Origin of the sequence: Terribacillus halophilus, from assembly GCF_900162685.1 — a bacterium.
In the GTDB taxonomy this organism is placed as follows: Bacteria; Bacillota; Bacilli; order Bacillales; family Amphibacillaceae; genus Terribacillus; species Terribacillus halophilus_A.
The window spans coordinates 308,136-331,622 of sequence record NZ_LT727828.1; the positions used below are offsets into that span (position 1 = coordinate 308,136).

The window sequence follows — 23,487 nt, forward strand, 5'->3', positions numbered from 1 at the left end:
AAGAAGTGCCATGTTGAAAAAGAGAATAATCGTGTTCGTAATTCCATTATTATTAATCGTTGGAGGCGTATGCTTTTTCCAATACAAGAGTGATATCTTCAACGTTAATGCAAATGAACAGACTGCCAGCCAAACGATAGCAGACGATCATTACCGTAAGATTGTTTATGCTTTTGTTTCGAGCGCTGAAAACTCCTCTATTGATTATCAGAATCAATATGCATACATAGAAGACATCCAAGACGGCCGAGGTTATACAGCTGGCATTATCGGATTTACCTCTGGAACAGGAGACTTATTGGAAGTAATAAATGAATACCGAAAGTTAAAACCAGACAACAATATGTTGGAGCCATACATAGAAACTTTAGAAGCAGTGAATGGAACAGATTCACATGAAGGGTTAGGAAAGTCATTTGTAGAAGACTGGAGACAAGTTGGCCAGACAACTGAGATGACACAAGCACAAGACAACATTGTCGATAACATGTATCTGAACCCCGCTGTAGCATTCGCAGAAAAAGATCACTTGAGCCTGTTAGGCCAATATATTTATTACGACGCACTCGTTGTTCACGGACCAGGCGAAGACCCTGATAGTTTTAATGGTATCCGAAAAGAAGCCCTGCAAAACAGTAACGCACCATCTAAAGCGGGCAACGAAGCAGATTATCTAAAAGCCTTCTTAAAAGCCAGAACAAAAATTATGCTCAAAGAAGAAGCGCACGAAGACTTATCCAGAATACGTTTCCAAGAGCAGTTGATTGATGAGAGGAATTATGAGCTTGAGCTGCCGATTAGTTGGGAGATGTATGGGGATGAATTTAGGTTGGCGGAAGAGGATGTTGTTGAACAGTAGTTGCTGATGTGCTTGATTAAAGTAATTGGTTATAGCTGATGAATACGAAACAGAGTCGTAGTGATTACTGACTCTGTTTCTTTGTATTTTTTACTACTTAATTTTTATCTTATACTTACCGTGATCTAAAGCTGCTCCTCCTACAAGCAGGAATAGTAGTAACATAGCTAATCCCGTAAGAAGTATAAAAAGATTATTGTATTGAATAAATACTATCAAGAAGATGACTGATATAGCACCAAGAGAAAGACTTACAATTGAAATTTTTATGAAGTGGGATAATTTCGGTGAATATATTTTGAATTCTTGCCTTGGTAGTACGCTATAATTTATAGTCTTTTCTACTTTTTTCTTTAGTTTAATTAGTATAAACAAAAAAGAAAGAATGATAAGAGTAGTTAAAATGATGGTAATGATCGTATTAATTGGTATTGTAGTATCAATGTGTAACCGATCCGTTATTGTAGTTAGATAACTGGAGAATGTTATAGAAATTCCTCCTCCTATCAACCCATATATAGCACTTTGACCCGTTTTAACTTTGGGATTTGTTATAAGTTGTAAGGCGGTTTCTTTATCAATCTTGTAGCCAGGGTTTTTAAATATCCAAAAAAGGAAAGGGAATACTACTTTCCAAGGAGAGGCCCCAATGTCTATGAGGTAATACTCTTCATTAATAATCAAGACTCTGTATCTTAAATTTCCCTTTAGTCTTCTGATTTCACCTCTATTTGTCGGTTCCATAAAAACAACACCTTTAGTTTCTTATATTTATTCTGGGAAGCGAAATAAGATAGGTTCTAAAATTCGTGAAACATAATAAAGCACCAAGATAAATGAATGACGCTATCAGCGACCAATCCTTGTGGATAAACAGACAATTGAACCGATAGGTAACATGTGAATTCCTCCTACTTTATATTGATAGTGTAGCTGCCATGGTCTACTGCCAGTCCGTTTGCCATAAAAAATATTAATACCATTAATAATCCGCAAATTAATATAAATAAGTTGCCTTCAACTATAAATGCCGCAAAAAATAAGACAGAGAGGGACAAGGGAAATAAGTGAGCAAAGGTGCTTCTTATAATGTGCTTGAATTTTGGTCTACTTATTCTAATTTCCTCTTTGGGTAACTTGGTATAGTCTACAACCTCTTTAAGGCGTTTTTTTTGATTTTTTACAAACAATAAGAAAAATAAGCTTATTAAAGTGAGGGATATTATTGTGATTATGATATTTAATAATAAAGAGTCACTAAAATTTGTTTGATCAACTAATGGGACAAGAGAACCTGATAAAGATATCGCTATACCTCCCCCTATCATGCCATATTGAACACCCTTACGTGGGTTTCCCTTATGTGAAGAAATAAGATCATAAGCTGTTTTTCTGTCAATTTGATATCCTGGATTCGGAAGTATCCAAAAAAGATAGGGTAACAATCTTATCCATAGAGAATTTCCTGTATCTATTAGAAAATAATCTTTATCAATAGATAGTATTCTATATCTTAAATTTCCCTGGACTCTTCTAATTTCTCCGCTTTTTAAACGACCCATAATATCAACACCTTAAGTTCCATATGTTTCATATGTGAAAGCCAATTATGTATAGTACCGATGAAAAAATGATTTGTTGTAACATAATTATGCACCAAGATAAATGAAGAAATCTTGATGCTTGGCTTGTTATTTATTTCAATGGCCCACGACAATGCCTTTTTGGACCTCGTTCTCTTTTAGCCATTGCTTATACAAGGAATGGAAACGATCCTCGTCACTATCTTTGAATCCTTCAAAAATTACTTCATCAATGTTTTCTTCATTAAAGTAAAGGACGCTATCAGCGACCAATCCTTGTGGATAAACACAAGCCGAGTAATCAAACATTTTTTGTTCTACCAGAAATTATAAAACCATACATAGCTCCTGCAGCAAATGTTCCTATGAATACCATTAAAAAAGTAAGACTAATCCAATTCTTTATTGACTTTGGGAAAACCCATATATTTAAAGAGTTAGTGGTAAAGTTACTATCCAATTTTATCTGTTTAGAAATAGACCTCTTATTGCGTAAACTGATTTGAAATCTAAGATAGAATAAAATTACTGTAATCAAGAAAATAATTGAGCTGGCCAATACAGGTGATATTGGAATAAGAAAATAGTCTAGTGTAGGCTCAATTAGATTAGCAAGTACTAAAGAAATACCGACTCCAAACATACTCAATTTGGCACTCTTTATATCTTTATTCGGTATTGTTTGCAGAATATTAGCAGACTCTTCACTGATCTGTACAACTTTTTTAGGGAAATACCAATATATAAATGGAAATAGAAAAGTGAACACAAATGGCTTGTCTTTATCAATAATGTAAAAGTTATTATCTATTTTAATAAGTTGGTATCTAAAATTCTTTAATATAATAAAAGCTTCCGTACTCATATTTTAACTCCATCCCCAATTCATTGGATTGAGTGATTCTATTCCTGACTTAATTGCTTCACCTGTTTGATCAATAGTATTATTCACACTGGATCCTAAATCACTTAACTGGTCACCTACATAACTAACTCCCTCGCCTATTTTGTTTCCAACGTAATCCAAACCGTCTTGCAACCCTAAAATATTCTCGTCATATGCCCAATTAAAGAATGTAGATGCAAAAGTACCAACAGCTATTGACCCTAGGACTGCCCAACCTGCTGGATTTGAAACACCTAAGGCTGTCAATGCTATAGTTGTAAGCCCTGAACCGGCAGCTCCTCCTGCCATCCCTGCAAGTAAAGAAGCACCATTGTGGGTAAACGCCTCTCCATTGGTTTTATCCTTTTTAGTTACATCTTCGTACCAGCCCCACCCAGCACTTCCGAATGCTAAAAATTTCCCTAACACTTTGCCACTAGATTCTATCCTATTACCATACTTATTCCATGTATGAGCTAACTTTGCACCCTTTGAATCGAGCATTACAAAACCATTAGGTCCTGGTGGGCCGACAATACCTCTCTTATACGCTTGTTTTTGAAGGAATTTACCTATACGTTTTCCTTCCAATCCTACTTGTTGGACGCTGTTGTGAAGTACATCTTTAGAAACATCTTGGGTAATTTTATCAACATTTTTCTCAATATACTCTATAAAAGTGTCAGTCTTTTCGTGTTATATTCCCTTTCTCCAAATCCCTGTAAGCATGGCTTATGATTACACGAATACCTTTATCTAACCCTTTTTCTGCGTCTTTCCTGGCAGCAGCAATTGCCGCCATAGGCAAATATTGAATATTTTGCTCGGTTATCTCAATACTTCCGTTCCCATAACTCTGCTGAATGACATTTTGGTAGGTATCCATACCCTTCAGAGATTCAGCATCGAAGTCACTTATCGATATAGCCCCGCTACTTAATCCAGTAGTCATCTCAGCCAGATATTTTTTCAGTGTTTGCAAGTCGCTTTGTGTTTCTTCTAGCTTTGCCGCGTGTTTGCTGTCAAGCTCATTCAGATTGTTCACGACAGTGGCTATTTGACGGTTGCCTTTGTCTATGCCAGCTTCGAAGTCTGATTGATTAATGCTTTTGACAGATACAATATCTGCCACGCTAGATAGAGTCTGATTTGCTTTATCTGTGACGATTCCGGCTTTTAATTTCGCATTGTCCAATCCAAGTGTTAGCTCGTCTCTAAGGAAGCTTTCGCTTATAAGCCCTTGATGGCTGGATTCAAAGGATTGTACGTCGTTCTTCATGTCTTCCAGTCTTCCTTTGTAATCTTCCATCGATTGCAGCAGGAAAGCGAGGAAGGGGGTATGTATTTCGTTGTAAAAGGAGCGAATTGCTTTACCGGTTTTGCCTTTTAAAGCATCCTCCATATTGTAAAATTGCGGACTTTTTTGTTGGAGGGTAGATAGCTGTTCAAAAAAAGTATCTAAGTCTATTTTGGATGTTTCTGTGCCTTTGAGTTAATTAGTTAGTCCCATAAGAAACCCTACAAAATTGTTATAGTAGAATAGGCATCAAGATTTAGTACGTGCCATATCTTGATGCCTAACATCGAATTCTTATTTTAAAGGACCACTAACTACACCTTTTTCGATTTCATTCTCTTCAAGCCATTGCTTATACAAGGAATGGAATCGATCCTCATCACTATCTTTGAATCCCTCAAAAATTACTTCATCAATGTTCTCTTCATTAAAGTAAAGGACGCTATCAGCGACCAACCCTTGTGGATAAACACAAGCCGAGTAATCAAACATTTTTTGTTCTCCATCAAGTTCTATGATAGGGCCGCGGTTAAGTATCATTAATTTACTTGTTCCTTCTTTAAGATAGACTATTGAACCGATTGGCAGCATACATATTCCTCCTTAACTTGAGTCTTAGAATCCTTACATTAATGCAAAAAGCTTTTATTTTACAATAATCTTAATAGTATTTCTTCCATGTGGCAAAGTTAATATATTAAAGAATAATAGCATGAAAGAGAATATGATGTAGGTAATTAAAATAATTATATTTCCGGAAACAATAAACGCAATCATGGCTCCTACAGCTACAATCAATGTGAATAAGATCATTAATGCGAAAGAGAACATTTTTTTTAGGGGGGATGGAAAAACGTATACGTTTAAATAGTTATTTTCTGTATTTAAATCTATCTGCTTAAGAATAGATTTCTTATTTTGTATACCTATGAGAAATCTAAAATAAATTAAGATTACTGCAAATAATGCAGCAATCAAACTAGCAACAAAAGTAGATATTGGGATAGAAAAATAATCTGTAATAGGTCGTAGTAAGCTTGCTAGAGTCATAGATATTCCAACAGCAAAAAGACTTAATTTGGCGTTTTTTGTATCTTTATTAGGGATAGTCTGCAGAAGGTTTGCAGATTCCTCGCTAATTTGATTAATCTTTTTAGGGAATATCCAATATAAAAATGGTAAAAGATAAACGAGAAGATATGGTTTATCCTTATCAATGATATAAAATTTATTCTCTATCTTAATAAGTTGATATCTAAAGTTTTTTAAAATAATAAATACCTCTGAGTTCATTCTTAGTTCCAACTCCAATTTATTGGATTTAGTGATTCTATACCTGATTTAATAGCCTCTCCTGTTTTATCTACTGTATTACTTACATTTGTTCCAAAGTCATTCAGCTTATCACCTACATAATCAAAACCATCGTCTATTTTATTTCCGACATAATCTAATCCATCCTGTAATCCCATAAAGTTTTCATCATAGGCCCAATTGAAAAAGTGTCCTGCTGCCGCGCCGACAGCTATAGTGCCTAAGACAGCCCAACCTGCAGGATTCGAAACTCCTAGAAATGTTAATGCTCCAGTTGTAATAGCCGTGCCTGCAGCACCGGCCCCCATACCAAAAGCCAAAGAAGAGACATTATGAGTAAGGGCTTCACCAACAGTCTTATCTTTTTTTATCCAGAAATCATCAACAAAACCATAACTAGCATTTAAGTATGGTAGCGCCTTTCCTAAAGCTGAGCCACCGCGAGCAAGCTTACCACTTAAAGTGAACTTCCTGTTAATTCTATCAGCTCTACCCCTAGCAGTTCTAGAGCCCGCTGCTAATGAGCCTGCTGTGATATCTCTAACTAATTCTATGCCATCAGAGAGCGCAGATTGTCTAATGTATATACCAAGTTGTTCAAATCCATTGGCTATACCATCCTTTGCAGCATCAAGTCCAATTTTATCCCAATTTTTGTTGGTGTAATCTATAAAAGTATCGGTCTTCTCTAAATCTGGCTCATCCTTATTGGTAGCTGTAGAAAGAATTGCATTATATTCTTTTCTAGTTATATCACCTTTCTCAAGGCTCTTGTAAGCATGCTGTAAGATAGTGAGAGGCCCCTCATCCATCCCTTTTTCCGCTTTCTTTGTGGCAGCAGCAATGGCTGCCATAGGAAGATGCTCAACATTTTCCTCGGTAACCTCGATATCCCCATTTTTGTTCCCATAACTCTTCTGAATGACATTTTGATAAGCGTCGATATCCTCCAGGGATGCTGCATCAAAGTCACTTATCGATATAGCCCCGCTATTTAATCCAGTAGTCATTTCAGACAGGTACTTTTTCAGCGTTTGCAAGTCGCTTTGTGTTTCTTCTAGCTTTGCCGCGTGTTTGCTGTCAAGCTCATTCAAATTGTTCACGACAGTGGCTATTTGGCGGTTGCCTTTGTCTATGCCAGCTTCGAAGTCTGATTGATTAATATTTTTGACAGATACGATATCTGCTACGCTGGATAAAGTCTGATTTGCTTTATCTGTGACGATTCCGGCTTTTAATTTCGCATTATCCAATCCAAGTGTTAGTTCGTCTCTTAGGAAGCTTTCACTTATAAATCCTTGATGGCTGGATTCAAAGGATTGTACGTCGTTCTTCATGTCTTCCAGTCTGCCTTTGTAATCTTCCATTGATTGCAGCAGGAAAGTGAGGAAAGGGGTATGTATTTCGTTGTAAAAGGAGCGAATTGCTTTACCGGTTTTGCCTTTTAAAGCATCCTCCATATTGTTAAAATTGCGGACTTTTTGTTGGAGGGTAGATAGCTGTTCAAAGATAGTATCTAAATCTATTTTGGATGTTTCGGTACCTTTGTGAATTTCTTTTACCGCGAGTTCCTTCAATGTATTTCCTCCTTCCTGTTTATTGCAATGATATCTGATTGCCTAACGCTTGATCTAATTCAACCAGGTCTTGTACTGCTGCTTCTGTTGCTGTTATATTGTCTTGGAATAGTGCAATGAACTGGGTGAGAACTGCTTCGTATTCGGCTTTGATTTCATTGTATGCATCACTCATTTTTATTCCGTAGTTGCCGTCCATTGTTTCGCCGATTTCTTTTTTCAATGCCTGTATCGCTGCGCTCATCTCTTGAATGCCTTTTTGTGCTTCGGCTTGTTTGATTTTAATTTCTCCGCTCATCTACGGGAGCTCCTTTCCATAAAAGCTGCTCATTCTACCCTAACGAAACCTTTTTCCATTTTGTAGAGTATTAAGTACCTTTTTCCTCATCTTTTGTGTTCTGCAACTAGGGAAATAGTTTTATATGCTCATTATTCATCTTGGAACGCTTACCTATTACCCTTTTTATTGGATTAATATTACATATAATTACATAATTTTGATTTAAATTTCACTTTGAAGGGGAATAGCTTTGTAACTGTTTGATGCCACTTTGCATATCACATCTTTATTCTGACTTTATGACAGCTGTACTCGCCTGAGGAGGAACACTTTTATGAAATTTAGATACACAGAACCAATAGTAAAAGAAGCATTCCGAGAATTAGTTTTGCATAATTCCGATGACACCTCAGGACCAATACCTGACTTTAAAATGACGCACCCTCTGATGGGGATTATAAGAAAGGCAGACGGAGAAAAATCATCCATAAACTGTGTGATGGACGTAGAAGAAGGCGGACTTTTAGTTGTGCTGATGCATTTATTTAGAGCAGACAAAGCAGTTGCAGCGTGGTATTTCGGTTTTTCGGGTGTAGAGCACCTCAAGTTAAAAGATGGATGGCTAAACGCTACAATCACTTTAAAGAGTGAAGGGAATGATGGGGATTATGTTTTTCAAATAAGGAAACGAAGTCCTAAAAATCTTCCTAACCAAGAGCAGAATCTAAACTATTTAACGGTAGGTTTAGCAGAAAGGTTAAACAACGTGCTGGAATAGAGTCTTGTAAGAATCCACAACCTTTTTACCATTACTATTCAGTCACTTTATGGAAAAACAAGGCAGAAGTCTTACAGATTTTCTGCTGTAAATCATTTACTGTATATAGTAACGAAGTTCTAGCGCGGTATGGATTAATGTAAGGAGTGGTGAAAATGTCGTTAGCATCTATTAATAGTCAAATCAGAAACACCCAGCAATCAATCAATAGCCTGAACACGCAGGTAGGTTTGAAACAGGATGAAATTGATCGGCTTAACCGTGCAATTACGGAGATTGAGGGTCTGCAGGGAGATTATGAGGAAAGCAGAAGACACTGGCAAGATGTACAGCTGTCGGCAAGTACGTGGAAAGGGGAGCTGGCTGATAAGTTTGAGGCTTTTCGAGATGGGGAGCTGGCTGCTAGTTTCCGAGATGTTTCGGAGACGGAGGTAGAGCGTGTGCTGGATGAATTGCAGCAGGCGAAGAGTCTCCTTGTAGCAGAGGTCGATAACTGCCAGATGCAAATCGCTTACAAACAAAGTTCGCTGGATAGACTGCATGCAGATAAAAAGCAGGAAATGCGTAATGGGTGAAATTAAATTACAAGCAAGTCTTGTTCAGCAGAAACTGACAGACCTTAAAGCTTCCCTAGCCGATTTCCAAGCTGATAATCCAGATTCAGGCAGCGGCCGGGAGATACTGGATTTTCAAGTAAAGATAAACGATTTGAATGAATCTCTAAATAACCTTATTCAAGATTATCAGAAAATGGCATTGCAGCATGTAGAAGCAAGCAGTGATGCAGTTGATTCTTTGGAGAATTTAGAACGAACAGTGGCCAATATGATGCGTGCATGAAGGTGAATTATTTAGAGGCTATTACTCTTTTTCTCATACTACAAAAGGCCGACTGTCAGTCGGCCTTTGTTTTTTTATGCTGTTCTTGATAGGATATCTTGTTCTTCCAATAGAGCTCTAGACTCCTGATCAGCCGGCTGATAGCCTTTTTCAATCAGTTCTTTTATGTAAATCTTGTTGTAGACAAACGAGAAGACAATTCCAGTTACGAATGAACCGATCCCGAATGTGAAAGAACCAACTACTGCTTCAATAAGAATAAGAATAATTGCCCACTTCAAATCCCCGCGGAATAGAGGAGTTAAAAAACCGAAGAAGAATGTTGTCCAACTGAAACCAACTTTGACCTGTTTTGTTAAACCGCCAGAGTTCTTTAATACTGCTTTCATTTTGATGACCTCCTTTCTGTTGTTCTAAGGAGATAGGGGATGTTAAATTGAAAATTTATCTACGACCTATGTCCTATATACTATTTTACAATAATAATTAAAAAAGAGATACAAAATTTCCTTTTTTGGAAATTACTTATTAAGAATCCGATGTTTATCTTATATGTTTTGTTCGTATTGAATAAATTTATTAAGAATATGAAACCTTTAAAAGACGGAAAGCGTATATCATCATAATATATTTCGAATCTTTAGGAGCGATGAAAGTGGAATACGCGATAGATAATCAAAAGACAATCATGCAAAAGGTGCTGCAGACCTTCTTGATGACGCTGTTAATAGCGTCAATCGGAATTTATGCAGGTCATTTTGTACCGCCGGCGCTCATGCTGCCGTTGATTATAGTGGAATTGGGCATGCTGATTGCAGCATTTTGGCTTAGAAGGAAGAAGGCTGTCAGCTACACATTCATCTATCTTTTTGCTGCCATTTCTGGTATTACGACATACCCGGCAGTTGCTTATTATGCGTCGACTGCTGGTGCGAATGTCGTGCTGTATGCATTCACAACGACGTTTGTTATATTCGGGGCAATGGCGCTGGTAGGAGTTAAATCGAAAAAGGATTTCTCTTTCCTGGGAGGATTCTTATTGATTGCTTTGATTGCATTAATCGTTACAGGTTTAATCGGCATCTTTGTTCCCTATAGTGATGCAACAATGCTTGGTATCTCGGGAATAGGCTCTGTCGTATTCTCTCTTTACATTCTGTATGATTTCAATCAGATGGCAAGAAGTCAAGTGACGGAAGAGATGATTCCGTTGATGGCGCTGAACTTGTACTTGGATTTCATTAACTTGTTCTTGAATATCTTGAGATTCCTCGGCATTTTGTCGAAAGACTAACTAGAAGAGACCAGAGAGATTACTAAGCATCTCTGGTCTTATTTTTGTTTCTGCGTTTGCGTTCTTTTTCTTGATATCGCTTGTGTTTCATCTTTGTGCGATGTTTTTTTCTATCTCTCAGACTTTGTTTTCGGCTCTGGATTCTCCTCTTTCTTCTGTGTCTCCAATGAGAGGAATTTCCTAGTATAAATCTTACTACCAAGGTCAGTAAACTAGTAAGAATAATTACGATGACATACAGCCATAATTTGTTGAAGTAAAAGAGTATATCCGACCCTGAGAAGCCTTTCACATGAATATGGTATGGATTATCTTCAGGAAAGCTAATGGTTGCGTCTATCAGACTGTCATTATACACGCTTGGTCTGACTTCTTTTGTCATATATATAGTGTTGCTGTCCTGATCTCTGTACATAATAGAGAGGTAGTAATAATTGCTTTCGAAACGACCGCCGTTAATATCTGCTTCTCTATCGGTCACAATAGCTTTTGTTTCATATTGGCCGCCAGTGTATGCTTGAAAAGTATTATATATTATTTTCCCCATTGAACCATAACCATAAATTAAAATCGCTGCTAGAATACCGAAGAAACCAAATTGAACTGTGCGGAGGAGTGGCCAGCTGAGCCACTTCCAAGTCTTGATGTTCTGGTAACGAGCAATTAGGAAACAGATGTAATAAATTGGGGCAATCATATAAACAGCAATCAAAGCGATAGATTGATACATAACAGTACGTTCAGTGGTGGAGTCATTCTTGTTTATATCAATGGTATCTCCTTGATTCAACTGGCTGAATTCCTGGCGTGATACTTCAGTTAAGTCTCCATCGTCGGTTAGATGTGTCACCCTTGATTCGGCGTCTTTTTCTAGAACTGCGTAGTACTCTAAATTGCCATAGAGATCACTGGATATGGTTTTTCCTTCAACGGTTACCTTTTCTGTTTCTGTCTGGTGTTTATGGATGAGTGTACACAGATTGATAGATTCATTCACAAGGAATGCTAAGCAAACAAGAGATAGGATAGGTAATGCAAAATGGAGTGTAATAATCTTAGTTCTTTTCATTGGTGTCTCCTATGAACTTCCAGTTTATATCAAGAACTAGTGTAAGAGATAGATGGATTTTCGTCAAAGTAGATTATGGGGGGAGGGGGGCAGCCCTGCTAAAGATTAATATTTAGAAATCAGCTCCTTTATTCGAGTTTTGTGCGAATAATATTTATCGTTTAACGACAGGTTTTTTAAAGGATTTCGCTTTTTCGTCATTAGTACTGTAAGCAAAACATAATAAAGGCGAGCTTCCATTATGGTAAGCTCGCCTTTTTCTCTTACTTCTTATTTACCGATGCATCATAAATTGTATCAACAGCATCTTTCAGAGCCGCGTCGAATTCTTCCTCAGACTGACTTGCGTTCAAGTCAGCAGAGAGCGCTCTGGAGAAGCTGGCGATCAGGCCTTCATTCTCTCTCAATTTCTCATTTGCCACGTCGCGGGAGTAGCCGCCGGATAACACGACCACGCGTACGACACGAGGGTGTTCTGTAAGCTCTTTATACAGATTTGCTTGTGTTGGAATAGAGAGCTTCAGCATGACGTTTTCTTCCTCGGAAAGGTCGTTCAGGTGACGGAAGATTTCATCGCGAAGAATTTCTTCACACTTCGCTTTTTCTTCGCTGTGAATATTCACTTCGGGTTCAATGATTGGTACAAGTCCTGCAGCGATGATGCTTTTGCCAATTTCAAATTGCTGGTCAACTACTGCTTTAATACCGCTGACGTTTGGTTCCTTAATAACGGAACGCATTTTTGTACCAAAGATATTGCGTTCTGTTGCGCGTCCGAGTGTTTCATTTAGATCCTCAATTGGTTTCATAAGCTGGACGCCATCTTTTTCTTCATCTAGTCCTTTATCTACTTTAAGAAATGGTACGACACCTTTTTCTTCCCATAGATAATCAGCTGTATATTTTCCCTTGATATCCCGGTCCATTGTTTGTTCGAAAAGAATCGCCCCTAAAATCTGATCAGATGTAAAGGCAGGGGAAGTGATGATGCGCGTACGCATATCGTGTACAAGCTTGAACATTTCCTCTTCGTTCTGGTAGGAATCTTCGGATACACCGTATTCCGCCAAAGCTTTCGGTGTGCTGCCGCCGCTTTGGTCCAGTGCTGCGATGAAGCCTTTACCGTTTTTAATAAGATCGAGTTGCTTGTTATTCATGTTCTGCCACTCCTTTAATCTTTTTATTCTCAAAAAGTGTTCCACGTTCACTTTTCCCTTTTATCTTTGTTTTTAACATCAAATCTTGATAGAGATTTTTTTAGGGATTTCTGTTGTTTTCTATAGCAGCTGTACTTCCTGTCGTGAAAATATGGTTTTTTGTTGGAACTAAAGTTGGATTGACGGCGTTTAGGGGCATGGTATAGGGTTAATTTTGACCATGTGAAGGACGGAACGGAAGGAAGAGGCACAGTGAGTATTCGTAATCGGTTATTCATCATGCTGCTCGTGATGATCATTCTGCCATATTTTCTTTCGGTTATTTTTATTTATGAAAATAGCAAATCAGCAATTGAAGAACGGGACTTGGCGAAAAGCCGAGATGATTTGCGGGAAAGTGGAGAGAACCTGGAGCAGTATATCGAAGGGATGACTCAGCTTCCGTACAGTTTGTTTAATATGCCGGAAGTGCAAACAGTACTGGAAAATGGATTGCTTGCTGAAAGTACAGATCATATACAGGCTTTCGAAAATAGAGTCGAGACATATGCTGCAACACGGCCAGATATTCGGCAGTTGCGGTTTTACTTTGAGCAGGATCAACAGTCTTTAACTATTTATAAAGCAAATGTCAGTGCACCCAAGCCGGCGCCGGATTATATGGAGAATCCAATATTCCGTTCTCTGTATAGCGCAGAAGATGCTTACACGCTTGGCGTGCCGCATGTACTAAAAAATGAGGATAATGTAGCAATTGTACCAGCGTCGGAGGACACCGTTGTATTGCCAATAAACCATAAAATAACCGATGTTCTAAGCGGAGAATTCTTAGGATTTCTGACTACAGACGTAGAATTGTCATCGTTTGCTCCGCTTCTGGATGCCATCACAAAAGAGGCAGGTACACAAGTACTTCTAGTCAACGGTAGCGGAAGGGTTATGTACAGTGAGGAGACGAAACAGGTGGGGAAACGACTGCAAAAAGAGCAGTTGAAATCCTCTGAGGATAACATAGTGTTAAATGAAGAATTAGGAGACCCCTTAACTGACTGGAGACTAATTAAGTTAACGTCAAAGGAGGTATTATTCCGCAATGCAAAGGCTGCAGCTTGGACGAGCGTGATGCTCGGGGTCGGTGTTGTGGCATTGGGGGTTGTGCTGGTAATCGTTATTTCTCGTGTGTTCACAAAGCCTATCATCGAATTGAGTGATAAAGTACGTTCTATTGAAGGTGGGCAAATGCATGTAGAGCTCAGAACAGATCGTCAGGATGAGATTGGTTATTTGTCAGCACATATCCAGGATATGTTAAATCGTGTAGATGCTCATATTGAGCGGGAATATAAGCTGGAGCTGGAAGTGAAAGAAAGTCAGCTGCGTATGCTCAAATCACAAGTTAACCCGCATTTTCTTTTTAATGCGATTCAATCCATCGGAGCTGTCGCACTTCGCTCGGGTGATCGGGATGTATACAAACTGCTTGTTTCATTGTCTAAGATGATGCGCTATGCACTCCAAGCCGATCAACTTGTACCTGTGCGGGAGGAGTTGGCATATGTAGATTCTTATGTCATGCTGCAGCGAGAGCGCTTCGGTTCTGGCATGGACGTTGCTATCCAAGTCGAAGAGAAGATGCAAGAATTCCGCATACCGAGTATGCTGCTGCAGCCGCTTGTGGAGAATTATTTTAAGCATAGTTTTGAGCATGTCCAGCAAGCTAGCAGATTTGTCTTAAAGGGATCGGAGTCTAACGGAGAAATGGTTTTTAGGGCAAGGAGTTATGGTGTGCAAGTTAACTTAGAAAGGCTGCAGTTACTCCGAAAGCAGGAAGCAGGCGGGACAGGCTTGCGTAATATAGCCGAACGACTGCGGCTGCATTACGATGGAGAGGCAGCCTTTCATTTAGATAACTTGAATGGAGAAGGATTTGAGGTAACGATACGCATTCCGCTTAGAAATTAGGAGGTTGACAGCATGAAGGCGCTACTTGTGGATGATGAAAGAAATGGGCGTGATGTGCTGAGGATGCTCGGCAACTGGGAGGAGAACGGCATAACAAAGCTCTTGGAGGCAAGCAATGGAGAAGAGGCGCTGCAATTGATTGCAGCAGAGCAGCCGGAGATTGTCTTTACCGATATCAAGATGCCTCGCATGGATGGCATTCAGTTAATGGAACGGCTTCATGCGGCAGGGGATAGAGCAAAATGTATTCTGGTGTCAGGATATGATGATTATCAATTTATGCGAAAAGCGATTCAATTCAATAGCTTCGACTATCTTTTGAAACCAATAGAATGTGATAGCTTTACGAAAGTGTTGGAGAAAGTGACGCAAGCCGTGCAATCTGATAAAAATATCTACACAGAGGAAGCGGTTATGCTGGAGGACGCCAAGCGGCTGCGGCTTGAGCAGCTAGTGACGGCGCTTTGTAAAAATGAAACGAAAGATTTGTCTCTTCTAGAGGAGGCGCTGCCGCAAGTGGAGCATCTTGACCTGACATTACTATCTTTTTATCACATGCATCAGCCTGCAGCGTGCATGGATACATTAGCTGACGAACTTAGGAGGACAGCATGTGGAGATGTATTCCGCTTGCAGTCTGATGAACATCTGTATATCGTGCTGTCAGCGGCTGGACATTGGCTGGAGATTGAAAATTGGCTTCGCAAGCATCTTCATATACCAGTTAGGCTGGTACAGCAGCAGCTCCAGGAACTGGATGATATAGCAAGTGTTTTCAGTCAGCTTAGAAGTGAGCTGGCTGCACATCGCTATCGTACAATCAAGCGACTTGATGAGCTTGAATCGGAGCAGAGGGGTCAAGATATTGTCACTTATGTGAAGGATTACTATATGGAGGACGTAAGCTTGGAACGTCTTTCCAAGCTTTTTTTCCTGACAAAGGAGCATATATCACGTAAATTCAAGCAGGAAACCGGGATGACGCTTTCCAAGTTCGTCACCGACTGCCGAATGAAGCAGGCGAGGGAGTGGCTGGAACAAACAGATAAGACGTCATACGACATTGCACGATTGCTGGGCTATCAAGATGAAAAATATTTCTCGAAGCTTTTTAAGAAGGAAGCGGGTCTTACGCCTTCTGCTTATCGGGTGAAAAAGAAGATGCAGGAGGCAACATAATGGGGAAGCGATTACTTCTATTTCTTCTCTTGCTTGGCTTGTCAGCTAGCTGTCTTCCGATGCAAAAGACTGTGAATAACGATACCGAGAAAATTGTTACAATTACAGTCAGAAACCCAAAAGTTGAAATAGCAGGTCAATTTGAAAAGATGGCTTCGTTATACGAGAAGTCGCACCCGCATGTTCGTATTCAAACAGAGACAGTTGGCGGGATTTCAGATGACTTCTCTGACTTGAAAACACAAATGGCAATAGGCCAGGGACCGGACATCTTTACAAATGTCGGTTATGCTTCCACGGATGAGTGGCTGCATTATTTGGAGGACTTGAGCGGCGAATCGTGGATAGAGGATGCGCGTCCAGATACACTTGCTCCTGTGACGTTGGAAGGAAAAGTATATGGGATGCCGATGAACATTGAAGGTTTTGGAATTATTTATAATAAAGAGCTATTCAAAAAAGCTGGCGTGGACCAGCCTCCAAGAACGTTTAAGGAACTGGAAGCAGCGGCACAAAAGCTAAACCAGAACGGAGTTACGCCATTTGCAAATGGCTATTATGAAGAATGGAAGCTGGGCCACCATTTGACGAGTTTGGCATTTGCTGAACAATCAAGTCCGGAGGCTTTTATAGAAAGTCTATCTGACAATCGGACAAGCTTTGCGGATAGTGACGGTTTTCGTAATCTGTTACGATTTGTTGATTTGACACTTGCATACGGCAACCCGCATGCGGCGACTGCAGATTATTATACAGAAATGGATGCATTCCGAAATGGAAAAGCGGCAATGATTGTTCAAGGGAATTGGGTTGAGCCGCTGCTTGAGAATGAAGTGCCCAAGCTGGAAGTGGGGATGTTCCCGATACCGCTTGATGACGATGGAGATGCACAGTTAGTTGCAGGTGTGCCGAGTTATTGGGTCGTGAATAAGCAATCTGGAGAAGCGGAGATACGGGAGGCAAAGCGTTTCCTGCGCTGGATGGTTGAATCTGCAGAAGGTCGTGAATTTCAAACAGAGCAGCTGCATTTTATACCAGCATTCCAATCGATTCAACCTTCCGAATCGGGACTTAGTGGAAGTGTGTGGAAACAGTATCAACAGCAAGAAGGGCAAAGTTTCAACTGGTCTTCCTATTCTCCGCCACTTAAAGAAGCATTTGGACAAGTTTTGAAGCAGTATGTGAACGAAGAAACGTCCAAGCGTGATGCATTACAGGACTTAGATCATGCTTGGAGGCAACGTGTTTCTTCAAAATAGTGAAGAAGTCCCTCGGAGGTAAGGGACTATTCTAATAAATATCAAATTTAGACGAAAAGGAGATCAAAACAAGCCATCCCTGTTTTCTCGCTGCTGTCCTATACTGAGCTTATAACGGACGTGCCAAGGCATGTCTTATATGGGATTAGCAATTATATATAGGAGGAATACGGGATGAAATTTCAGAAACGAGTTTTAAAAGCTAGTGTTGCTTCTTTAAGTGCAGCATTGATAATTGGAAGCAGTCTGACAGTTGCTTCAGCAAAAACACATGTAGACGGGGATGTAAAACCGTTTAAAGAGACGTATGGTGCATCACCAATTACTCGTCAGGACATGGAGCAAATGATCGGCCAGCACGGGAACAAACAGTTTACTGTTCCTAGTTTTGATGCTTCTTCTATTAAAAATATCGAATCAGCTACGAAGATAGATGAAAACGGTAATGAGATTAAAATGGATGTTTGGGATACATGGCCGCTTCAAAATACAGACGGCACAGTAGCAGAGTACAACGGCTATCACCTCGTATTCGGTCTTGCTGGTGACCCGAAAGATGCCAGTGATACATTCATTTACCTTTTCTATAAGAAAGCAGACGATAGCTCTGTTGATGCATGGAAAAATGCAGGGCGTGTTTTCGAGGATGAAGATAAGTATAAAGGTGATAAAACGTTAGCTGGTCAGCAAGAAGAATGGTCTGGTTCTGCTACCTTCACTGAAGACGGAGAAGTACGTTTATTCTACACAAACCGTGGCGGCTGGAATGAAGCAGAAGGTATCTTCGGCAGACAGTCCCTGACAACAGCACAAGTAAATGTATCTGAAAAGAGCCAAGGTACATTGCAGGTTGATGGGGTAGAAGATCATAAAACTATTTACAGCGGTGGCGATAGCGAGACATATGAGAATATGGAAAAAGCCTTTGAAGACCGCAACTTCGCTAACAACCATACACTCCGTGACCCACATTATATCGAAGATAAAGGGAAGAAATATCTAGTCTTCGAAGCAAATACTGGTACAGAATATGGCTACTCTGGTGAGGAATCTTTATACAATCGTGCGTACTACGGAAATGGCATGAATTACTTCCGTGAAGAATTCAGTCAGCTTCAAAACAGCGGAAATAAAGACACAGCAGAACTGGCGAATGGTGCAATCGGTATAATCGAAATTAATGACGATTACACAATCAAAAAAGAAATGAAACCACTAATCGTTTCCAATACTGTGACGGATGAAATTGAGCGTCCGAATATCTTCAAGAAAGATGGTAAGTTCTACTTGTTCACGAGCACACGCGGTTCTAAAATGACAATCGATGGAATTGATGATCAAGATATTTATATGCTTGGCTATGTTGCCAACAATCTTACTGGTCCATATAAGCCGATGAACAAGACGGGTATTGTACTTCATCAGGATCTAGATCCGAATGATCTGACTTGGACATACGCGCATTATGTGATTCCTCAGAAAGAATCAGATGAGTTTGTTGTAACAAGCTATATGACAAACCGTGGTTTCTTCCAGGATCACAAGTCTACATTTGCTCCTTCATTCTTGCTAGATATCGATGGCAAACGTTCTTCCGTCGTTAAAAATGGCATCTTGGATCAAGGGCAAATCACATACGAAGAAGAATAAAAAAGGACTAGAAAAGGAAATGTCAGGGTGATGGCATTTCCTTTTCGTTCATCTTAGAAAAATGTGGTGAAGATAAAGTGAAAAAGATTGTGAACACAAAGTCGAAGATGCTTGTCATCTCCCTATTGCTCGCTTTGGTAGTAGTTACAGTATTTCTATTAATAAACCGGGAATCAGCAGAACAACATAATGCCGGGAAGGCACAAGCAGTTACTTACCGTCCTGTTTTCCACTTTAGCTCACCTGATAAGTGGAAGAATGATCCACAAAAACCGATTTATTATCAAGGAAAATACCACTATTATTATCTCTACAATAAAGATTACCCCAATGGAAATGGTACAGAATGGCGGCATGCAACTTCAGAGGATTTGATTCATTGGGAAGACCATGGCGTTAGCATTCCCAAATACACGACGGAAAATGGTGATCCTTGGTCAGGTTCTGTTGTGCATGATCAAAACAATACAGCCGGGTTTGGTAAGGATGCGCTTATTGCGATTGTCACTCAGCCAACAGGTTCGACAGGTCAGCAAGAGCAGTATCTGTGGTTCAGCACGGATGAAGGCAATACATTTCAGGTAGGAAGTGAGGAGCCTGTACTTGCTAACCCAGGAACACCTGACTTTCGAGATCCAAAAGTAATTTGGGATGAAAAGAATAACGCATGGCTGATGTTACTGGCAGAAGGTGAAAAAATAGGGTTCTATAAATCAAACGATTTGAAAAGCTGGAACTTTGTTGGTGATTTTCAAACAAAAGGTATTGGTGTACTGGAATGCCCAGATTTATTCCAGCTGCGTGCGCCTGATGGTACCGTCAAGTATGTGCTTGGAATGAGTGCGAACGGAGAAAATAATGGAGAACCGAAGACATATGCGTATTGGACGGGCGACTTTGATGGCACTGAATTCCATCCGGATAATGAACAGCCCAAATGGCTGGATTATGGCTTTGACTGGTATGGTGGTGTAACTTTTGAAGATGGTTTAGCTAGAGATAAAAAAACAAAACGATATGCACTGGCTTGGATGAACAATTGGTCGTATGCGGATGAGACGCCTTCCGTGGAAACAGATGGATTCAATGGCATGGATTCAGTTGTCAGAGAAATTACCCTGCAACAAGGGAAGAGTAGTTACTATCTTGCATCTGCGCCGGTCTCTGCATTAGATCAGTTTGTTCAAAAAACAGACACTGTTAAAAATATTACGTTAAACGATGCATCTGAAAGCCTGAACATAGAGGCTGAGACATATCGAATAGACGCAGACATCTCTTGGACGGATAGCTCGAATGTTGGTTTTCGGCTAAGGGAATCAACAGATGGCTCCCGTCACTTGGATGTAGGTGTTGCTGCAGATGGAGGCTATTCCTATGTGAATAGGAGGCTTACAGCTAATCCTACTCAAGATGGGATGTATCAAGAAAGTCGAGCACCTTTTGATGCAAAGAAGAAACAGGTGCATTTAACTATTCTTATTGACAAGATGAGTGCAGAAGTGTTCGTCAATGATGGTAAAGTAGTGCATAGTAATTTGGCATTTCCACTGCCAGCAGACAAAGGAATTAGGTTGTTTGCGGAAGATGGAGAGGCAACGTTTGCAAACGTGACAGTCAGAAGGTATACAAAATAGACGCTAAGCAAAGAGGATCTACAACAGATCCTCTTTTTATGCCGTCTGTCTATGTTAGATTAACTTACATCTTGTGTTATTATAATTTCGTGCGTTATAATGATTATTATTTATTAAAAATTTGTGATAATGTAAGGGAAGCAGTGCATACTACAAACGATTTGTAAGAATCGTTACATAAGGGGGATTTGTATGGCATCAAGAGAGAAAGACTTACATCAGAAGCAGTCTTCTTCTAAAGGAAAATTAGGTGTTTTGTTAGGAGCAGCCTTTTTGATGGGTTCATCAGCAGTCGGTCCAGGTTTCCTGACGCAGACAGCTGTCTTCACAGAGCAATTATTAGCCAGTTTTGGCTTTGTTATTCTTATGTCAATAATATTAGATATTGGCGTACAGTTGAATATATGGCGAATTATCGCAGTATCGAGGATGCGCGGTCAGGATATCGCTAATAAAGTGCTGCCTGGTCTTGGTTACTTCCTGGCATTTGCTGTGGCGTTAGGTGGCTTGGCATTTAACATCGGAAATGTCGGCGGTGCTGGTCTTGGTCTGAATGTTATCTTTGGAATGGATGCTCGTATTGGTGCAATTATTACTGGTATTATCGCAATTGGTATCTTCCTATCCAAAGAAGCAGGTGCAGCGATGGATCAGATTGCACGTATTCTTGGTATTGTTATGATTGCGCTCACCATATATGTAGCCTTTCAGAGTGATCCGCCAGTCGGACAAGCAGTAGCGCGTACATTTGCGCCAACGGATCTTGATTTATTTGCTATTATTACACTTGTAGGTGGTACAGTCGGCGGTTATATTACGTTTGCCGGCGGTCACCGTTTATTGGATGCTGGAATATCTGGAAAAGAGAATCTTCGGTATGTGACACGAAGCTCGGTTACTGGAATATTAATCGCTTCCATTATGCGTATTTTCTTGTTCCTTGCCGTATTAGGTGTTGTTGTTACTGGTGTGAAATTGGATGCGAATAACCCAGCTGCGTCTGTTTTCTTGGAAGCTGCCGGAACAATTGGATATAAAATGTTTGGGCTTATCCTTTGGGCTGCCGGAATCACGTCTGTTGTTGGGGCGGCATATACATCTGTTTCCTTCCTGAAGACTTTATCTAAAAGTATCGAACGGCATCAGAAACTGGTGACAATCGGTTTTATCGTTATTTCAACGATTATCATGGTTTTAGTCGGACAACCCGCAACATTGCTTGTGCTTGCAGGTGCAGTTAACGGCTTAATTTTACCAGTTGCTTTGGGTGTCTTGCTAATTGGAGCTTACAAAAAGTCTGTTGTTGGCGATGACTACAAGCATCCGATATGGCTGACCATTTTCGGTGCCATTGTCTTCCTTGCTACAGCTTACTTGGCAGTTGTTACACTTATAGATAAAGTGCCGCAATTGTTCTAATTCGAGAAGGAGGTCCACAAAATGACGCTTACTTATCATCCTTTAGGAGATACAGGCATTCAGCTCGTTTTCGGACAGACAATCTCAGCGGAAACGAATCAAAATATTCGGCTGTTTGCTGCGCGCCTCAAGTCGGAGCAAATTGATGGCATTATCGAATGGGTACCGGCCTATACGACCTTAACCATTTTCTACCGACCTGAGAAAATTCGCTATCAAGTGCTCAAGGAGCGGCTGGAGCAACTATATGATAGGATTCAAGGAGGAGTGGCGGATGCTGCTTCTCTTGTTTATGAGATTCCAACTTATTATGGCGGTGAGACAGGTGCTGACCTGGCTTTTGTTGCCGAACATAATGGTCTGTCAGAAGAGGAAGTAATCCGAATTCATTCGGGACAAGATTATTTGATTTATATGATGGGATTTGTTCCGGGTTTTCCATACTTAGGCGGTATGCCGGAAGAGATTGCTACACCGCGCCGGGAAAATCCGCGTGCGAAAATAGAGGCGGGGTCTGTTGGGATAGCAGCTTCGCAAACAGGCATTTATTCACTGGAATCACCTGGCGGATGGCAAATTATCGGAAAGACGCCGGTAAAATTGTATGATCCAGAAAGCAAACAGCCAATCTTACTGTCTTCTGGACATTATTTGCGTTTTGTACCGGTTTCTAAAAGTGAGTACGATGCAATCGCAGAAGCAGTACGAGCCGGGGAATATAAGATAAACAGCAAGGAAAAGTAAGGAGGAACGGATATGCAGACAATTGACTTGAATAGTGATTTGGGCGAAAGCTTTGGTGCTTATACAATTGGAAACGATGCAGAAGTCTTGAAGTACATATCATCCGCCAATATTGCTTGCGGATTTCACGCGGGTGACCCCAATGTCATGGTGGAAACTGTTAAAACAGCAGCAGAGCTAGGAGTGGGAATTGGTGCGCATCCGGGCTTCCCTGATCTGGCAGGCTTTGGTCGTCGTAATATGAATCTCTCGCCTAAAGAGATTTATAATATGGTTGTTTACCAAGTTGGTGCTATACAAGGTGCAGCTAAAGCTTGCGGGACGCAGGTTCAGCATGTGAAGCCGCACGGTGCACTTTACAATATGGCATCTAAGGATGCCGCGATGGCGGAAGCAATTGCTGCAGCTGTGCATGCGGTTGACCCTGAGTTGGTACTTTTCGGTTTGGCAGGCAGTCAACTTGTTCATGCAGGAGAGAAAGTGGGCTTACGTGTGGCGCAAGAAGTATTTGCGGATAGAACTTATCAGGCTGATGGCACACTAACGCCTCGTACCCAACCGAATGCGATGATTCATGATGTGGCGATTGCGGTGGATCGTGTTGTTCGTATGATTCAGGAAGGAAAAGTAACGGCGGGTGGTGGGGGGGGGGGTTTCCTTCAGGGTGTCTCTTTTACACAACTCGATGGGTATAAAAGAAAGC

26 protein-coding genes are annotated in these 23,487 nt (G+C 40.3%); 13 read left to right on the forward strand and 13 right to left on the reverse strand.

Annotated elements, in window-relative coordinates; translation table 11 throughout:
* Window positions 1–13 precede the first annotated feature (13 nt).
* On the forward strand, window positions 14–859 hold the full coding sequence (locus B1K52_RS06320) for a chitosanase (protein WP_179106483.1): 846 nt from the start codon (window positions 14–16) through the stop codon (window positions 857–859).
* A 93-nt stretch (window positions 860–952) separates the two neighbouring features.
* Here the strand turns inward: B1K52_RS06320 and B1K52_RS06325 are convergent, their stop codons facing one another.
* The 10 genes from B1K52_RS06325 to B1K52_RS06370 form a co-directional block, all read right to left on the reverse strand.
* Window positions 953–1,603 (reverse strand): DUF443 family protein, encoded by a 651-nt coding sequence (locus tag B1K52_RS06325; RefSeq protein WP_077306448.1) that lies wholly within the window; start codon window positions 1,601–1,603, stop codon window positions 953–955.
* Window positions 1,604–1,770: 167 nt separating this feature from the next.
* Window positions 1,771–2,421 carry a DUF443 family protein gene (locus B1K52_RS06330; RefSeq protein ID WP_077306450.1) on the reverse strand — a complete coding sequence of 217 codons (651 nt, stop codon included), beginning with the start codon at window positions 2,419–2,421 and terminating at the stop codon, window positions 1,771–1,773.
* A gap of 138 nt (window positions 2,422–2,559) precedes the next feature.
* Window positions 2,560–2,751, reverse strand: a complete 192-nt coding sequence (locus tag B1K52_RS06335; protein WP_077306452.1) for a DUF4176 domain-containing protein — start codon at window positions 2,749–2,751, stop codon at window positions 2,560–2,562.
* A complete protein-coding gene (locus B1K52_RS06340) occupies window positions 2,744–3,307 on the reverse strand; it encodes a DUF443 family protein (protein ID WP_077306454.1) in 564 nt (187 codons plus the stop codon). The genes B1K52_RS06335 and B1K52_RS06340 overlap by 8 nt, the downstream gene beginning before the upstream one ends.
* 3 nt (window positions 3,308–3,310) lie before the next feature.
* Window positions 3,311–3,919 (reverse strand): hypothetical protein, encoded by a 609-nt coding sequence (locus B1K52_RS06345; protein WP_077306456.1) that lies wholly within the window; start codon window positions 3,917–3,919, stop codon window positions 3,311–3,313.
* Between the two features lie 91 nt (window positions 3,920–4,010).
* Window positions 4,011–4,796, reverse strand: coding sequence for an LXG domain-containing protein (locus B1K52_RS06350; RefSeq protein WP_077306458.1), 786 nt, complete (start codon window positions 4,794–4,796; stop codon window positions 4,011–4,013).
* Between the two features lie 123 nt (window positions 4,797–4,919).
* On the reverse strand, window positions 4,920–5,216 hold the full coding sequence (locus B1K52_RS06355) for a DUF4176 domain-containing protein (protein ID WP_077306460.1): 297 nt from the start codon (window positions 5,214–5,216) through the stop codon (window positions 4,920–4,922).
* Window positions 5,217–5,270: 54 nt separating this feature from the next.
* Window positions 5,271–5,918, reverse strand: coding sequence for a DUF443 family protein (locus B1K52_RS06360; RefSeq protein WP_077306462.1), 648 nt, complete (start codon window positions 5,916–5,918; stop codon window positions 5,271–5,273).
* 2 nt (window positions 5,919–5,920) lie between these two features.
* Complete coding sequence (locus B1K52_RS06365; protein ID WP_179106484.1) at window positions 5,921–7,516, reverse strand: LXG domain-containing protein; 1,596 nt, start codon at window positions 7,514–7,516, stop codon at window positions 5,921–5,923.
* A 19-nt stretch (window positions 7,517–7,535) separates the two neighbouring features.
* Entirely contained in the window at window positions 7,536–7,814 is a 279-nt protein-coding gene (locus tag B1K52_RS06370) for a YwqI/YxiC family protein (protein ID WP_077306466.1), read from the reverse strand.
* A gap of 316 nt (window positions 7,815–8,130) precedes the next feature.
* Here B1K52_RS06370 and B1K52_RS06375 point away from each other — a divergent pair, with 316 nt between their 5' ends.
* The 3 genes from B1K52_RS06375 to B1K52_RS06385 all read left to right on the forward strand — a co-directional run bounded on the left by B1K52_RS06375 (window position 8,131) and on the right by B1K52_RS06385 (window position 9,414).
* Window positions 8,131–8,574, forward strand: a complete 444-nt coding sequence (locus tag B1K52_RS06375; RefSeq protein WP_077306468.1) for a hypothetical protein — start codon at window positions 8,131–8,133, stop codon at window positions 8,572–8,574.
* A 155-nt stretch (window positions 8,575–8,729) separates the two neighbouring features.
* Window positions 8,730–9,149: a YwqH-like family protein gene (locus B1K52_RS06380; protein ID WP_077306470.1), complete on the forward strand. Its 420-nt coding sequence runs from the start codon at window positions 8,730–8,732 to the stop codon at window positions 9,147–9,149.
* Window positions 9,142–9,414 carry a YwqI/YxiC family protein gene (locus B1K52_RS06385; protein ID WP_077306472.1) on the forward strand — a complete coding sequence of 91 codons (273 nt, stop codon included), beginning with the start codon at window positions 9,142–9,144 and terminating at the stop codon, window positions 9,412–9,414. Before B1K52_RS06380 ends, B1K52_RS06385 begins: the two co-directional genes overlap by 8 nt.
* Before the next feature lie 74 nt (window positions 9,415–9,488).
* Here the strand turns inward: B1K52_RS06385 and B1K52_RS06390 are convergent, their stop codons facing one another.
* On the reverse strand, window positions 9,489–9,803 hold the full coding sequence (locus B1K52_RS06390) for a hypothetical protein (RefSeq protein WP_077306474.1): 315 nt from the start codon (window positions 9,801–9,803) through the stop codon (window positions 9,489–9,491).
* A 299-nt stretch (window positions 9,804–10,102) separates the two neighbouring features.
* Here B1K52_RS06390 and B1K52_RS06395 point away from each other — a divergent pair, with 299 nt between their 5' ends.
* The gene (locus B1K52_RS06395) at window positions 10,103–10,708 is read left to right on the forward strand and encodes a Bax inhibitor-1/YccA family protein (RefSeq protein ID WP_143588917.1); all 606 of its coding nucleotides are present in this window, start codon (window positions 10,103–10,105) and stop codon (window positions 10,706–10,708) included.
* Window positions 10,709–10,730: 22 nt separating this feature from the next.
* Here B1K52_RS06395 and B1K52_RS06400 read toward each other — a convergent pair whose 3' ends face one another.
* Together B1K52_RS06400 and B1K52_RS06405 are read right to left on the reverse strand one after the other, a co-directional pair.
* Window positions 10,731–11,777: a hypothetical protein gene (locus tag B1K52_RS06400; RefSeq protein WP_077306478.1), complete on the reverse strand. Its 1,047-nt coding sequence runs from the start codon at window positions 11,775–11,777 to the stop codon at window positions 10,731–10,733.
* 263 nt (window positions 11,778–12,040) lie between these two features.
* Window positions 12,041–12,934 (reverse strand): fructose bisphosphate aldolase, encoded by an 894-nt coding sequence (locus tag B1K52_RS06405; protein ID WP_077306480.1) that lies wholly within the window; start codon window positions 12,932–12,934, stop codon window positions 12,041–12,043.
* A gap of 252 nt (window positions 12,935–13,186) precedes the next feature.
* Here B1K52_RS06405 and B1K52_RS06410 point away from each other — a divergent pair, with 252 nt between their 5' ends.
* The 8 genes from B1K52_RS06410 to B1K52_RS06445 form a co-directional block, all read left to right on the forward strand.
* Window positions 13,187–14,896, forward strand: coding sequence for a cache domain-containing sensor histidine kinase (locus tag B1K52_RS06410; protein ID WP_077306482.1), 1,710 nt, complete (start codon window positions 13,187–13,189; stop codon window positions 14,894–14,896).
* A 12-nt stretch (window positions 14,897–14,908) separates the two neighbouring features.
* A complete protein-coding gene (locus tag B1K52_RS06415; protein WP_077306484.1) occupies window positions 14,909–16,075 on the forward strand; it encodes a response regulator in 1,167 nt (388 codons plus the stop codon).
* The gene (locus B1K52_RS06420) at window positions 16,075–17,334 is read left to right on the forward strand and encodes an ABC transporter substrate-binding protein (RefSeq protein ID WP_077306486.1); all 1,260 of its coding nucleotides are present in this window, start codon (window positions 16,075–16,077) and stop codon (window positions 17,332–17,334) included. The genes B1K52_RS06415 and B1K52_RS06420 overlap by 1 nt, the downstream gene beginning before the upstream one ends.
* 174 nt (window positions 17,335–17,508) lie before the next feature.
* Window positions 17,509–18,984: a glycoside hydrolase family 68 protein gene (locus B1K52_RS06425; protein ID WP_077306488.1), complete on the forward strand. Its 1,476-nt coding sequence runs from the start codon at window positions 17,509–17,511 to the stop codon at window positions 18,982–18,984.
* Between the two features lie 107 nt (window positions 18,985–19,091).
* Window positions 19,092–20,621: a glycoside hydrolase family 32 protein gene (locus B1K52_RS06430; RefSeq protein ID WP_077310522.1), complete on the forward strand. Its 1,530-nt coding sequence runs from the start codon at window positions 19,092–19,094 to the stop codon at window positions 20,619–20,621.
* Window positions 20,622–20,813: 192 nt separating this feature from the next.
* Window positions 20,814–22,040, forward strand: a complete 1,227-nt coding sequence (locus B1K52_RS06435; protein WP_077306490.1) for an NRAMP family divalent metal transporter — start codon at window positions 20,814–20,816, stop codon at window positions 22,038–22,040.
* Between the two features lie 21 nt (window positions 22,041–22,061).
* The gene (gene pxpB / locus B1K52_RS06440) at window positions 22,062–22,784 is read left to right on the forward strand and encodes a 5-oxoprolinase subunit PxpB (protein WP_077306492.1); all 723 of its coding nucleotides are present in this window, start codon (window positions 22,062–22,064) and stop codon (window positions 22,782–22,784) included.
* Window positions 22,785–22,796: 12 nt separating this feature from the next.
* Window positions 22,797–23,487: LamB/YcsF family protein (locus B1K52_RS06445; RefSeq protein WP_077306494.1), on the forward strand; the 691-nt coding region annotated here is incomplete at its 3' end.